Source organism: Enterococcus sp. 4G2_DIV0659, from assembly GCF_002140715.2.
GTDB lineage: Bacteria > Bacillota > Bacilli > Lactobacillales > Enterococcaceae > Enterococcus_L > Enterococcus_L mansonii.
This window is the reverse complement of sequence record NZ_NGLE02000001.1, coordinates 1,394,418-1,408,516: the sequence shown is the minus strand read 5'-3', so window position 1 is coordinate 1,408,516 and position 14,099 is coordinate 1,394,418. Positions and strand designations below refer to the sequence as shown.

The following is a 14,099-nucleotide window of genomic DNA, read 5'->3' as shown; positions in this document are numbered from 1 at the left end:
GCTGTTGTAAACAGGAAGAGAAGAAAGATAAAGTGGTAGTTGTAATTGAATCGTTTATGTAAAGGCGTTCTTAATTAATTTTGACTCTGGGGGAATAACCGTTATAAAAATAGTTTTCTAATTCTTATATATATCACTTGACAATTAACGCAAACGATTGCACAATGTAAGAGAATAGAACAGCAAAAAATTCCTAGGAGGAACAAAAGATGAAAAGAAACATGAAAAAGCTTTTGACGTTAGGGGTAACAATGACAGCAGCGGCCGTTGCGCTTGCAGCTTGTGGCGGAGGTTCATCAGAGAAAAAAACTTCTGCTGAAAATGAAAACGCTTCTATAAAATTATGGGTGGATGTAGCATTTGTTGACACCTACAAACCATTAGTAGAGCAATTTGAAAAAGAACATAAGGATTGGAAAGTGACGATTAAGCCGAGTGAGTCCGCTACGGCTCAAGAAAACTTAAAGAAAGATCCTAGTGCGGCAGCCGATGTATTTATGATGCCCCATGACCAATTAGGGCAAATGGTAGATGCAGGAATTATTTATGCTAATACTAAATATGAAGATAGTGTTAAGAAAAATAGTACAGAAAGTGCAATTGAAGCGGCTACTTATGATGGCAAGCTATACGGTTATCCATATGGAGTCGAATCACAAATTCTATATTACAACAAAGGAAAATTAGCTGAAGAAGACGTGAAGAGTTGGGAAACGTTAACGTCTAAAGGAAAATTAGGTGCAAACTTTGGAGAAGCTGGTGCGAACTATATCTTTACACCGCTATTTATGTCAAATGGTGATGAGTTATACGGAAAAAATGGCGAAGATATCAAAGGGACTAATTTTAATAATGACAAGGGTGTAGAAGTATTAAAATGGATTCGTGCACAAAAAGATAACCCAGGTGTTGTGCAATCAAATGCGGATGCACTTTCTAATTTAGGAAATGGCAAAACGGATGCGTTCTTATCTGGCCCTTGGTCTAAATTAGACGTCGAAAAAGCTTTGGGAGATAATTTTGCGGTTGCTCCGTATCCTACTGTTGATTTAGGCAATGGTTCAGTACAACAAAAAGCCTTCTTGGGTGTGAAATTGTTTGGTGTCAATGCATCAACGAAAAGCCCAGTTGCAGCGATGGCTTTAGCGGATTTCTTAACAAATAAAGAAAATCAATTAACTGTTTTTGAGAAAAATGGTACAGTTCCTGCGAACAAAGAAGCTCAGGCGGATGAAAAAGTAACATCTGATGACGTGGCTAAAGCTGTTATGACAATGAGTGATAGTGATCATTCCGTTGTTATGCCGAAACTACCAGCGATGGTTTCGTTCTGGGGACCGGCTGATGCTGTGATCAATGATACGTATAATGGCAAAATTGCTGAAGATCAATATCTACCAAAATTAGACAAATTAGTCCAAGATACGAGTAAGTCGGGTAAATAAATGATGTGCAGGGCAGAAAGAACAAAAACGATTAAATGGTTCATTTCTGCTCCTGTTGTTTATTCTACTCTTGAGGAGGTTGAGACAAAAGGCGATTAGGTTCGAGCAGTTTCGCAAAAATCGAACAATACGCTTTTGGTATTGCTCGATTTTTGCGAAATTGTCGAAGAACCTGACTTTTGGCCACCGTTTATTAGGTTTTAGGGTGCACATCAAAACTGGTTTTTAGTTTTGTCCCGCACTCTTCTTTCCTTATTTAAAGAACAGGAAGTGAATTGCTATGAAGTTAAAATCAACACCGGATGGGCAGATAACCTTTAGAGAATTGTTCGAAAAAGGCGATAAATCAGTAAAGCTTTCTTATTTTTTTATGGGAACAGCCAATATCATGAATGGACAAATCATTAAAGGTTTGGCCTTTTTAGCTATACAAATTGGATTTATAGGCTGGCTGGTCATTAATGGATTTCATGCGTTATCTATGCTGCAAACGTTGGGGACTAAATCCCAAGGTTGGGTGATGGATGAAGCATTAGGAATTGAAGTGCAACAGCCAGGGGATAATTCGATGTTGCTGTTGTTGTTTGGGATTGCTGCTATTATTCTTATTTTGTTGTTTATTTTCATGTATATCGTCAATCTTAGAAGTGCGCGAAAAATTTTTATGTTAAAACAAGCAGGGCGCGCGTTACCGACAATAAAGGAAGATTTAAATAGTTTGTTGAATGAAAATTTCTATATTACGTTGATGAGTGTTCCGTTGTTAGGTGTATTAGCATTTACGATTTTACCTTTGTTATATATGATTTCAATTGCTTTTACAAGTTATGACCATAATCATTTGCCACCGAAAAATTTATTTCACTGGGTCGGATTTGCTAATTTTAGTAATGTGATTACGGGTGATATTGCTGGAACCTTCTTTCCAGTTCTTACTTGGACCCTTATTTGGGCAGTGTTGGCGACAGCGACGACATTTTTCTTTGGTATTTTATTGGCATTGCTGATTAATGCTAAAGGGGTGAAAGGGAAGAAAGTTTGGCGGACGATTTTTGTCATTACGATGGCAGTGCCGCAATTTGTCAGCTTGCTTTTGATGGCAAATTTATTTAATGGTTCAGGACCAGTCAATGCTCTTTTGCAAAACTGGGGATTGATCGATCAGCCGATCCCGTTTTTGACGGATGGTTTACTAGCTAAAGTCACGGTTATTTTTGTAAATATGTGGGTTGGAATTCCAGTGACGATGCTGGTGGCGACAGGGATTATTACGAATTTACCTACAGATCAAATTGAGGCTGCAGAAATTGACGGCGCGAATAAATTTCAAATTTTTAAAAACATTACGTTTCCGCAAATTTTATTTGTGATGGCGCCTAGTTTGATTCAACAGTTTATTGGTAATATCAATAATTTCAATGTGATTTTCTTGCTTACAGGTGGTCAACCAGCTAATAGTAATTATCATTCGGCAGGAGAGACCGATCTTTTGGTGACGTGGTTGTATAAATTGACGGTGAATGCTGCAGATTATAATCTAGCGTCGGTCATTGGTATTATTATTTTCGTTCTATCGGCAGTCTTTTCATTAATTGCCTATACACGCAGTAGTTCATTTAAAACGGAAGGGGCGTAAGCGGTCGAATGAAATCCAAGAAGCGAAATACATTAATTGTTCATTATACATTGCTGACTATCTTGTCGATTGTGTGGATCTTTCCTATAGTATGGATTGTTTTAACTAGTTTTAGAAGTGAGGGCGGCGCATTTGTGACGTATTTTATTCCTAAACAATTTACGTTTGAAAATTATAAAATGTTGCTGACCAGCTCTACTTATCCTTTTGTACAATGGTTTTTGAATACATTATTTGTTGCGGTTTGTAGTTGTATTTTGTCCACGTTGATTACGATTGCGATGGCGTATTCTTTGAGTCGTTTGCGTTTTAGAGCGAGAAAGCCGTTTTTGAAATTGGCGTTGGTGTTGAATATGTTTCCGGGTTTTATGAGTATGATTGCTGTCTATTATATTTTAAAAGCGATGAATTTGACTGGAAGTTTACTAGCGTTGATTCTAGTCTATTCATCAGGTGCTGCATTAGGGTTTTATATTGCTAAAGGATTTTTTGATACGATTCCTATGGCGTTGGACGAGTCGGCGATGATCGATGGGGCAAGTAAATTTGAGATTTTTACCAAGATTACATTGCCGCTAAGTAAACCAATTATTGTTTATACAGCGCTGATGGCGTTTATGGCTCCATGGATGGATTTTATTTTTGCGAAAATTATTTTAGGAGATAATGTAAATAAATATACCGTGGCAATTGGTCTATTTACGATGCAGACGAAAGATAAAATCGATCAGTATTTCATGGCATTTACAGCAGGATGTGTCTTGATTGCAGTGCCGATTACATTATTGTTTATCTTTATGCAAAAATACTATGTAGAAGGAATTACTAGTGGCTCTGTGAAAGGATAAGTATTTTAGAGTGAACCGACCTCGAAATAGTTAGGACAGTCGTCCAGCTTTGTGAGGTCGGTTTTTGTTTGTGAGGTAGTTTATGGTCGTCTGTGAGTATAGGGAGATGTTTTTCCATCAATGACATTGGCGATTTCTCTTGCTAGGGCTTCTCTTGGAATAGGATCATATCCTTGGACGATTTTTCTGAGTCCAGGGATTTTATTGATTACATTGACCATATTGCCACCGATAACAGAAGAATAACGTTGTTTATCAACAACTAAGCTTGGGTAAATGATTACATGTTGAAGGGAGCACTTTTTGATTAGTTGTTCAGCTTGGCGTTTGGCTTTCATATAGTTTCGCAAAGGAAAAGGTGCGCGGTTAGCTGAGATAAATAAAAGTCGAGCAGGTTGAGGAATGTCATCCAAATAAGACAAAATTTCTCGAACAGGCGTTACGATAAATCGATCATAGGTGATGCCTTTTTTAGGGTGTTCAAAAAGAATCCCGATGGCATCGATAATCCAATCAGCCTTTTGGACGGATTGGTGCCAATGCGTGTCGTTTAAAATATCTGAATGGACCCAGTGCACTTTTTTTGTCCATGCGGCATTTAAATCGCTTGGGCAGCCGCTACGGGAAATGCTAGTGACATCGTGTCCGCGTGCGACTAATTCTTCGGCTAATTTCTGTCCGATAAAGCCGCTGCCGCCGAAAATGGTTATATTCATTTTTATCCCCGCTTTCGTAAATAGAATCTTGTCATTAGTTTAGCATTGTTTTTCAGAATGAAACAAAGAAACAGCATGCGAAAAAGAGAGTGAACTCTTTCGTATGCTGTTTCTTTAACTAGTGTATCGTTACTTCTACGCCAAAATGGTCGCTGATTATAGGCGTATTTTTTCCGTCAAAAACAATTTGATAGTTTTTGATCTCAAATTCCTGTGAAGCGAAAATATAATCGATTCTTAAGTGCTCTTGGTTATCGCCCCAGCCGTCAATTGCTTTTTCAACGGTGTGTTCCCCAATCCTTGTTGTTGCTGAGGTAAAACTGTCTTGTAGTTTTAAGGAACTGTTTAACACGAGTTGGTAACCTGGTTGCTTTGCTGAAGCTGGATTGTTAAAATCGCCCATAATCAGAAAGGGGCGTGTATGGTTTTGCAAGGCTTTTTCGGTTTGTGCCCATTCGTAGGCGAATCCGTCTGTTTCTGTCCACCAAGAATAGTGACAACTTAAAGCGGTGATATTTTTTTCGCCTAGTTTTGTTTGACCGATCAATAAGACCCTTGTGCGGTAATCAGTTGGATCATTTTTGCTGGAAATGACAACGGCTTCTGGTTGGATCGGTTGTTTTGATAGCAATGCAACGCCTTCGTGGTAGATGGAGTAACCAATATGATTGTATGCCCAACTCCAATGATAGTGACAATCGTGTTCTTTTAGGTACTGAACCAACAAGTAAGCAAAGTTATCTTCGTGAATCGGCAATTGGTTATCTGTCGGATGGAAATTTTCGATAGCCCCAACCGGCAGGCTATCGATTCGCTGGTTAACTTCTTGTAAGGCGATCACTGCGTAATCTTCTTTGATGATTTGTTCAGCTAGTTGCTTTAATTTATCTAATGGATGATCTTCTAGCCAACTGTGCGTGTTTAATGTGAGTACCTTCATGTTTTCTCCTCCTAGTGGTAAGAACAGGGTCAGGATAAAACTCATTGAGTTTTACACTAACCCTGTTTTTGTTTATTGTTGTGCTAATTTAAAGTGTGACATGTCCGATAGAGGTGCCAGGTACTTGTGTGCCTGTTTTTTCTAATTGGAAATGTTTGATCTTTTCTCCGTTTGTAAAAACAACGATCATTGTTGTTTGCTTACCAGCGTCTTTGATCTTATCTAAGTCTGCGGTTGCAATTTTTTCGCCAGCAGTTATTTTTTGTCCTTCGGTTACATGAATCGTGAAGGCGGAATCTTTCATTTCGACTGTATCAAGCCCCATATGAATCAACACCTCTAGACCTTCCTCTGTTTGGATACCTAATGCATGTTTTGATGGGAAAATACTGCTGATTGTTCCATCAATTGGTGCATAAATTGTTTCGTTTACAGGAATAACAGCGAATCCATCACCCATCATTTTTTTAGAAAAAACAGGGTCATCCACTTGCTCGATAGCAATTACTTCGCCTTCAGCGACAGATACAATGGTTTTAGTGACGCCCAGATAATCAACTGGATTAGCTGATGTGTCTACAGTCTCTGTGAGTTCAGGTGTAGGGATCGTGACACCTGAATCTAATAAATCTTGGATATCTGATTTTAAAACATCCGCTTTAGGTCCGTAAACCGCTTGGACACCATTATCTTTTACGATTAATCCCATAGCGCCTGCTTTTTTCCAAGCTTCTTCTGTTCCTACTTTTTGCTTGTCAGCAACACTTACACGTAAACGCGTCATACAAGCATCTACATCAGTGATGTTTTCTTTTCCACCTAGTAAATGAACGATTTCGATGATTTGCGGATCGATTCCGTTTGCAGATTGAACGTTAGATGTTGCGTTCTCTGCTTGAACGTCATTATTGTCGTAGTTTCCGTTTCTTCCAGGTGTAGCGAAATTGAACTTTTTGATCATGAAATTAGCGATGAAATAAGTAACTACACCAAATCCAATGACGCAAAGAACAAAGTTTAGTAAATCCATGCCTAATCCAGCTTTTAGCGCGAGAGGTGTACGGGTTAGCAGTTCGATGTTACCGAAAGAATGAACACGTAAATTGACAATATCGGCCATCGCAAAAGCAGCACCTTGGATAACAGCGTAAACCACATAAAGTGGAACGGCTGCGAACATAAACATGAACTCTAATGGCTCAGTAACACCTGTTAAAAAGACGGCTAATGCTGCTGAAAGATACATTGATTTGTAATTTGCTCGTTTATCTGCATCTACATTGCGGTACATTGCTACAGTCATGCCCATTAAAATACCAGAAGCACCAATCATTTGGCCGACTTTAAATCGTGCAGGTGTCCAATTGCTTAGTACAAAATTGTATTGAGAAGTATCTCCTGCACCTTTTAAGTTAACTAAATCCGTTGCCCAAGCTAACCATAGTGGATCTTGCCCGAATACTTGAGTACCTGCTTGTGCGCCAGATAAAATCTCGTAAGTGCCGCCTAGCTGAGTATAATTGATTGGAATCGTCAACATGTGGTGCAGTCCAAATGGTAGCAATAGACGCTCTAATGTTCCGTATAAAAAAGGAGCTAAAATGGGTGCTGTATCTTGGGATTGGGCAATCCATAATCCAAAGTTATTGATTCCAGCTTGAATATACGGCCAGATAATTGCTAAAAGAAGGGAAACGATCGTAGACCATAAAATGACAACGAATGGAACAAAACGTTTGCCGTTGAAAAAGGATAAAGCGTCAGGCAATTTTCGATAGTTATAATATTTGTTATAGGCCATCGCACCAACAAAACCGGCAATGATCCCAACAAAAACCCCCATATTCAAAGCCGGAGCTTCTAAAACGCTAGTGAAAAATCCTTTGACCATGATTTTAGTGCCGAATAAGGTGTGAGTAAACGCTTTATCATCCGCTAACATCGCACTGGTTACGCCAAAAATCGACCCTGTGATTCGATTGATTAAGATAAAAGAAAGACCAGCAGCAAATGCACCACCTGCGCGTTCTTTTGCCCAACTTCCACCGATCGCTAATGCAAATAAAAGGTGTAAGTTGCCGATAACGCCCCAACCGATATTCTCGATAACGCCGCCGGTTGTAGTTAATGCAGCCATGTCGGGATTGATCAAAGGGATTGTTTTCCCGATACTGATCATTAAACCTGCAGCAGGCATTACGGCGATTACAACCATTAATGCTTTACCAAATTTTTGCCAAAACTCGAAACTCAATAATTTTTTCATTCTTTTTCTCTCCTCTGCAATAATTTGCGCAATCGTTTTCGTTGTTTTTAGTATAAAGCAGAAAATTATTTTTGTAAACCCTTAATTAAAATCGATAACCTCTTTCTGGTATGATAATAATCATATCATCATATAGAAAGGAAAGTCGAATAATACGTTAGTAGAATAAAATAAATATTTGACAATGCAATCGGTTGCGTTTATTATGGAGTTAAGAAGCGAACCACTTACAGGAGGAGAGAAAATGAAGCACTTATTTGATATCGATCCGTGGAAAATTTCCACGCATCAATTAGAACGGAAAGAGCGTAGACTTCAAGAATCATTAACATCAATAGGTAATGGTTATATGGGGATGAGAGGGAATTTTGAAGAACAATATACAGGAGATCACCACCAAGGAACTTACTTAGCAGGGGTTTGGTATCCAGATAAAACCAGAGTCGGTTGGTGGAAAAATGGGTATCCTGAGTATTTTGGGAAAGTAATCAATGCATTGAATTTTATTGCTATGGATATTTTTGTTAATGGAAAAGCTGTTGATCTAGGAACGGAAGAACCAAAAGATTTTTATTTAGAATTAGATATGCGTAATGGGGTACTGACTAGAACTTTTATTCTAGAAACGACCGAAGCATGTGTTAAGTTTCGCTTTGAACGCTTTTTAAGTATTGTTCAACAAGAATTAGCTGTTATTCGTGTAACCGTAGAAGTGCTTGCTGGAACGGCAGATATCCAGATTTTTTCTAAAATAGATGGCGATGTTCGCAATGAAGATAGTAATTATGATGAAATGTTTTGGGAGTCTCGTCAATCAGGGTTTGAAGAAAGTATTGGTTTTTTAACTACACGTACCATTCCTAACCCCTTTGGCATTGAACAATTCAGCGTCACTGCAGCAATGAAACATGTCACTGGTGCAACAATCGACAAGACAGAAATAGAGCCGTTAAAAGTTCAACACGCTTTTCACGCTTCTTTGACTGTTGGAGAAACAGTTAGCCTAGAAAAACAAGTGATTGTTTTGACCAGTCGTGATGTTCCAGAGTCAGCACAACAAGTGAAAGCTGTACAATTACTAAAAGAAAATACGAAAACATTTGACGAATTAGTTTCAGAACAAAACGAAGCATGGGCTAAACGTTGGGCGCTTGCGGATGTGGTAATCGAAGGGGATGACGCAGCACAACAAGGGATTCGTTTTAACTTATTCCAATTATTTACCACCTATTATGGAGAAGATGAACGCTTGAACATCGGACCAAAAGGCTTTACTGGGGAGAAATATGGTGGTGCTACTTACTGGGATACAGAAGCGTATGCGGTGCCTCTATATTTGGCTTTAGCTAAACCAGAAGTCACGAAAAACCTTTTGAAATATCGTTATAATCAGTTAGAACAAGCCAAACATAATGCCCGCCAACAAGGCTTAGCAGGGGCTTTGTATCCGATGGTGACATTTACAGGTGTCGAGTGCCACAACGAATGGGAAATTACTTTTGAAGAAATCCATCGAAATGGTGCGATTGCCTATGCCATTTACAATTATGTGAATTATACGGGTGACCAAGAGTATTTAAAAAATGAAGGACTGCAGGTATTAACAGAGATTGCTCGTTTTTGGGCAGATCGCGTTCATTTTTCTAGTCGAGCGCAAAAGTATATGATTCATGGTGTGACAGGGCCGAATGAATATGAGAATAACATCAATAATAACTGGTATACAAATACGATTGCCACATGGGTATTGCAATACACCTTAGAGAATTACCATAAATACCAAACGGAAACAACAGTATCCATAACAGAAGAAGAACAAACACACTGGCAAGAGATTATTGAAAATATGTACTATCCATTTGATGAAGAACTCGGTGTTTTTGTTCAACATGACACTTTTTTAGATAAAGACTTAATGCCAAGGTCAGAACTTTCAGCAGCTGATTTGCCTTTAAATCAAAAATGGTCTTGGGATAAGATTTTACGGTCTTGTTTTATTAAGCAAGCAGATGTTTTACAAGGGATTTATTTCTTTGGTGAACGTTATTCAAGAGAGGAAAAAGAAAGAAACTTTTTATTCTATGAGCCGATGACCGTCCATGAATCTTCTTTATCACCAAGTATTCATGCTGTTTTGGCGGCTGAACTAGGGATGGAAGAAAAAGCCGTAGAAATGTATCAACGAACCGCGCGATTAGATTTGGATAACTATAATAACGATACAGAAGATGGGCTGCACATTACGTCGATGACAGGTAGTTGGCTAGCGATTGTACAAGGTTTTGCTCAAATGAAGACGGCTGACGAAACGTTAAGTTTTGCACCATTTTTACCAAGTGCTTGGACGAGTTATGCGTTCCATGTCAATTATCGTGGACGCCTGTTGTACATCACTGTAGATCAAGCCAATGTACGCTTGGAACTTGTTTCAGGGGCGGAATTGCCACTGACGTTATACGGAAATAAACTGACATTAGCTGATGAGTTAGTCGTTAAAATGGAAAAGGTGAATGAAAATGTTTAAAGGTGTGTTATTTGATTTAGACGGTGTGTTAACGGATACTGCGGAGTATCATTATCAAGCATGGCAGCGTTTAGGCAAAGAAATTGGTATTACGATCGATCGTGCTTTTAATGAAGAATTAAAAGGGGTCAGTCGGGAAGATTCACTGAAATTATTGTTGGCTCACGGCGGGCGAACGGATGATTTTACACCAGAACAATTTGCTGAATTAGCTCAACGGAAAAACGAATACTATGTAGAAATGATCCAGCAAGTAAGTCCAAAAGATGTATATCCAGGAATTTTAGAGTTGTTGAAAAGCTTAAAGAAACAAGGAATCAAAATCTCATTAGCTTCTGCGAGTAAAAATGGTCCGTTCTTATTAAAAAAAATGGCATTGATGGCTTATTTTGACGGCATCGCTGATCCCGCAGAAGTTGCAAAAGGCAAACCAGATCCTGAAATTTTCCAATTAGCAGCTAGCCAAGTTGGACTAACAGCGCCGGAATGTATGGGAGTTGAAGATGCAAAAGCGGGGATCCAAGCAATCATAGCTAGTGGTGCTGTACCAGTCGGAGTTGGACGTTCAGAAGACCTTGGAACAGAGATTGCATTAGTTGCTTCTACAGAGGCTTTAACAGTAGAATTTCTGATTTCTGTATGGGAAGCAGCGAAAAAACAAGCGTAAATGAGTACCTATCTCCACCTATTTTTTAACTTAAAAAGGACAATCTAAATTGACGATAGCAACGTACCATCAATGTGTGGTATTATTTTCTACGATAGAATGGTTTATGATTGAAAATATGATTAACCGTGAAAGGAGTGGAAGAGATGACGGTTACTGTGAAAGATGTTGCTAAGAAGGCTGGAGTCGCTACGTCTACTGTTTCCAGAGTGATTAATGATCACTCAAGTATTTCAGATGCTACAAAGAAAAAGTTTATAAAGTCATGGAAGAAATGGGCTATGTGCCGAATATTGCAGCCAGAAATCTTGGCAAACGCTCTTCTGGCGCAGTGGGTGTAATTTTGCCACCGTTGGATTCTCGTGAGCGAATGGGGAATCCATTTTATTTAGAAATCATCGAATCCATTAACGATGAAGCACGTAATCATGGGATGACAACGGCCATTGCTACAGCGCAGTCTTTTGATACCTTACTTGAAAACGTGGAATTAATGCATCGTCAAAAGCAAGTAGATGGCTTTGTCTTGCTGTATTCAGATAAGGAAGATCCAGTTATTGACTATCTAGTTAAAAATCAAGTCCCCTTTTCCTTAGTTGGGCAGCCGTATACCAATGAAGATAAAATTGTTTACGTAGATAATGATAATCAATTATTAGGGAAACATGCGACCGATTTTCTGATTGAAAATGGGCACAAGAAAATTTTATTTATTACCAATACAACACATGAAAATGTTTATTATGAGCGTTATTTCGGCTATCAAAAAGCGATGATGCTGGCGAATTTACCTGTGTTGCCTTCTGTTGATATGGAGCAACCGGAAGATTATGTTGCCTTTGAACAATTGTTGAAAGACACACAAGCGACAGCCGCAGTGGTAATTGATGATATTTTTGCGATGCGGATGATCCAACTAGCACAAATGTATGGCTATCGAGTGCCAGATGATTTCTCCGTAATCAGCTTTAATAACTCCATTTATGCAACATTGGTACATCCATATCTAACGAGTATTGATATCGATATTGCCGAGTTAGGGAAAATGGGGATGCAAAAACTGATTGAATCACTGCAAGAAAAAGAAGCGACAGGCGTTCGTATGGTGATTCCTCACCAATTAATTAAACGTGAGACGGTTCTTAAGTTAGAACAGTGAAAATGATTTTTAGTTATCAAATTTAATGTATAAAGTTACCTTATTTATATTAGATAAGGTAACTTTTTTTGTTTTTTTACGTTGGTAACAATTTTATTTCAATTGAACTATTAATTTAAGAACATATGTTGGTTAATTGTAAACTAATATGTGACTGAAATAGTATACAATAATCGAAGATGGCGAAATTGATGGATAGAGACAATGAACAAGCAAGTTTGATTTCTAATGTTTGAAAGCGTGAACAAATAAGTAGGAGGGGATAACAATGGGAGAAAATATTGGAAAAATTTATGAAACGGAAGAGTATGACAAGTTTAAATATTTAAAAGGGAATCGAAAAGTAAAAAGGAATCCTAGTCTCGAGAAATCAATTTTGAAAAAAGGGATGCTAATTCCAATTGTAGTTAATGAAAATTTTGAAATTTTAGATGGACAAAGTAGGTACGAAATTGCAAAAAAACATGGTAAGAAGCTATTTTATCGTATCAGTGAAGGTGTTGGTATTAGTGAAGTTATTGATTTGAACAACACAAAAAAAGCTTGGAATATTGATGATTATATAAACAAATATGTTGTAGATGGAAATTCAGAATATGAAAAACTCCAGAATTTATCAAAGCAGTATAAAAACATACCAAGATCTGCATTAATAGCTGCTGCTCAGGGAGAGTTAAATTTAGGGTTACAATCTGGTCAAAATATTCGTGAAGGGAAATTTAGGTTTTATAATTATCCACACTTTTGTTTATTACTAGAGAGTTATTCGGAATTTATTAAAGAGACGAGTTTGAAAAGCAGTTTGTATATTTTTTTAGGATATTTTAACCTTTATACAGTAAAAAAATTTGATAGAGAACGCTTGATAAAAAATCTAAAAGGGAAACAAGAGTCGGTGAATGGGATTATGAGTCTAGACGTAGTCGTTGAATTATTTTTGAAAGCCCATAATTATCGTTTACGAGGTAAATCCAACAAAGGTAGTGCTATTAAGTATACTTTATCTAAAAAAGAAAACCCAATTATATTGGAAGAACGTGATTTCTTGCTACTTCAGATGAATTGGAAGGAGGATTTGAGTAATGGATAAAATAGTTAGTGATATATATATAACAAGCGAATACGATCAATTTAAATTAATAAAGGGAAATAGGAAAATACGCGTAAATAGAAAATTGGAAAATTCTATTTTGGAAAAAGGAATATTAACTCCTTTAGCAGTTAACAGTTTACTTGAAATTTTAGATGGACAACATCGCTTTAATATTGCTAAGAAATATGGAATTCCAGTGCCGTATTATGTCACTATTTCTAAAAATATGGATGACATTATAGAGTTGAATAACACTGCACATAATTGGAATGTTCAGGATTTTATTAATAAGTATGTTGAAGACGGAAGGCTTTCTTATATTCAATTGAACGAGCTAATACACCGATTTAAGAAGGTTTCTGTGGGGGATCTTATTTCAGCTGCACGTGGAAACCTTAGTAAAAGTACTAAAGATATTGATGTAGTAAAAGAAGGCAATTTTGATTTTGTTAATAGAATAGAATTTGAAACAGTTTTAAGTGAGTTTGATAATTTTATATATAAAACGGATATAAAGCCAGTATCAGGAACATTTATTGCATTTTTTAATATGTTTACCATAAAAAAATTTGATTTAGACTCATTTATTGAGAAAGTGAATGAGCAAGATATAAAGACAAAAATAATAGGAATTAGAAATGGTGAACAGCTTTTAAAAAGATTTGTTAAGGCATATAATTTTAAATTAAAAGAAGGTTCTCAAAAATATATTGAATATAAAATGAAAAACAACCGGACAATCATGATTACAGATGAACGAAGAAAAAATTTGATTTGTTGAAGTGAGGATAAATGATAAAGTTAA

Annotated in this window: 10 protein-coding genes and 1 pseudogene; 8 read left to right on the top strand and 3 right to left on the bottom strand. The window is 37.3% G+C overall.

Annotated features, from left to right (window positions below):
• Window positions 1–209 precede the first annotated feature (209 nt).
• The 3 genes from A5880_RS06515 (at window position 210) to A5880_RS06505 (ending at window position 3,929) form a co-directional block, all read left to right on the top strand.
• On the top strand, window positions 210–1,445 hold the full coding sequence (locus tag A5880_RS06515; RefSeq protein WP_086331020.1) for an extracellular solute-binding protein: 1,236 nt from the start codon (window positions 210–212) through the stop codon (window positions 1,443–1,445).
• A gap of 280 nt (window positions 1,446–1,725) precedes the next feature.
• Window positions 1,726–3,081 carry a carbohydrate ABC transporter permease gene (locus A5880_RS06510; protein WP_086331021.1) on the top strand — a complete coding sequence of 452 codons (1,356 nt, stop codon included), beginning with the start codon at window positions 1,726–1,728 and terminating at the stop codon, window positions 3,079–3,081.
• Between the two features lie 8 nt (window positions 3,082–3,089).
• Complete coding sequence (locus A5880_RS06505) at window positions 3,090–3,929, top strand: sugar ABC transporter permease (RefSeq protein ID WP_086331022.1); 840 nt, start codon at window positions 3,090–3,092, stop codon at window positions 3,927–3,929.
• Window positions 3,930–4,009: 80 nt separating this feature from the next.
• Here the strand turns inward: A5880_RS06505 and A5880_RS06500 are convergent, their stop codons facing one another.
• From A5880_RS06500 to A5880_RS06490, 3 genes are all read right to left on the bottom strand, one after another.
• Entirely contained in the window at window positions 4,010–4,645 is a 636-nt protein-coding gene (locus A5880_RS06500; RefSeq protein WP_086331023.1) for an NAD(P)-dependent oxidoreductase, read from the bottom strand.
• A gap of 118 nt (window positions 4,646–4,763) precedes the next feature.
• The gene (locus tag A5880_RS06495) at window positions 4,764–5,585 is read right to left on the bottom strand and encodes an endonuclease/exonuclease/phosphatase family protein (protein ID WP_086331024.1); all 822 of its coding nucleotides are present in this window, start codon (window positions 5,583–5,585) and stop codon (window positions 4,764–4,766) included.
• Between the two features lie 88 nt (window positions 5,586–5,673).
• A complete protein-coding gene (locus A5880_RS06490) occupies window positions 5,674–7,851 on the bottom strand; it encodes a PTS transporter subunit IIBC (protein WP_086331025.1) in 2,178 nt (725 codons plus the stop codon).
• Window positions 7,852–8,035: 184 nt separating this feature from the next.
• Between A5880_RS06490 and A5880_RS06485 the strand changes: the two genes are divergently transcribed.
• The 5 genes and pseudogenes from A5880_RS06485 to A5880_RS06465 all read left to right on the top strand — a co-directional run bounded on the left by A5880_RS06485 (window position 8,036) and on the right by A5880_RS06465 (window position 14,075).
• Entirely contained in the window at window positions 8,036–10,375 is a 2,340-nt protein-coding gene (locus A5880_RS06485; protein ID WP_306298354.1) for a glycoside hydrolase family 65 protein, read from the top strand.
• Entirely contained in the window at window positions 10,368–11,042 is a 675-nt protein-coding gene (pgmB, locus tag A5880_RS06480) for a beta-phosphoglucomutase (RefSeq protein WP_086331027.1), read from the top strand. The genes A5880_RS06485 and pgmB overlap by 8 nt, the downstream gene beginning before the upstream one ends.
• 146 nt (window positions 11,043–11,188) lie before the next feature.
• Window positions 11,189–12,201 (top strand): annotated as a pseudogene (locus tag A5880_RS06475) (LacI family DNA-binding transcriptional regulator).
• A 268-nt stretch (window positions 12,202–12,469) separates the two neighbouring features.
• On the top strand, window positions 12,470–13,291 hold the full coding sequence (locus A5880_RS06470; RefSeq protein ID WP_086331029.1) for a ParB N-terminal domain-containing protein: 822 nt from the start codon (window positions 12,470–12,472) through the stop codon (window positions 13,289–13,291).
• Window positions 13,284–14,075: a ParB N-terminal domain-containing protein gene (locus A5880_RS06465; protein ID WP_086331030.1), complete on the top strand. Its 792-nt coding sequence runs from the start codon at window positions 13,284–13,286 to the stop codon at window positions 14,073–14,075. Before A5880_RS06470 ends, A5880_RS06465 begins: the two co-directional genes overlap by 8 nt.
• The last annotated feature ends 24 nt before the right edge of the window (window positions 14,076–14,099 follow it).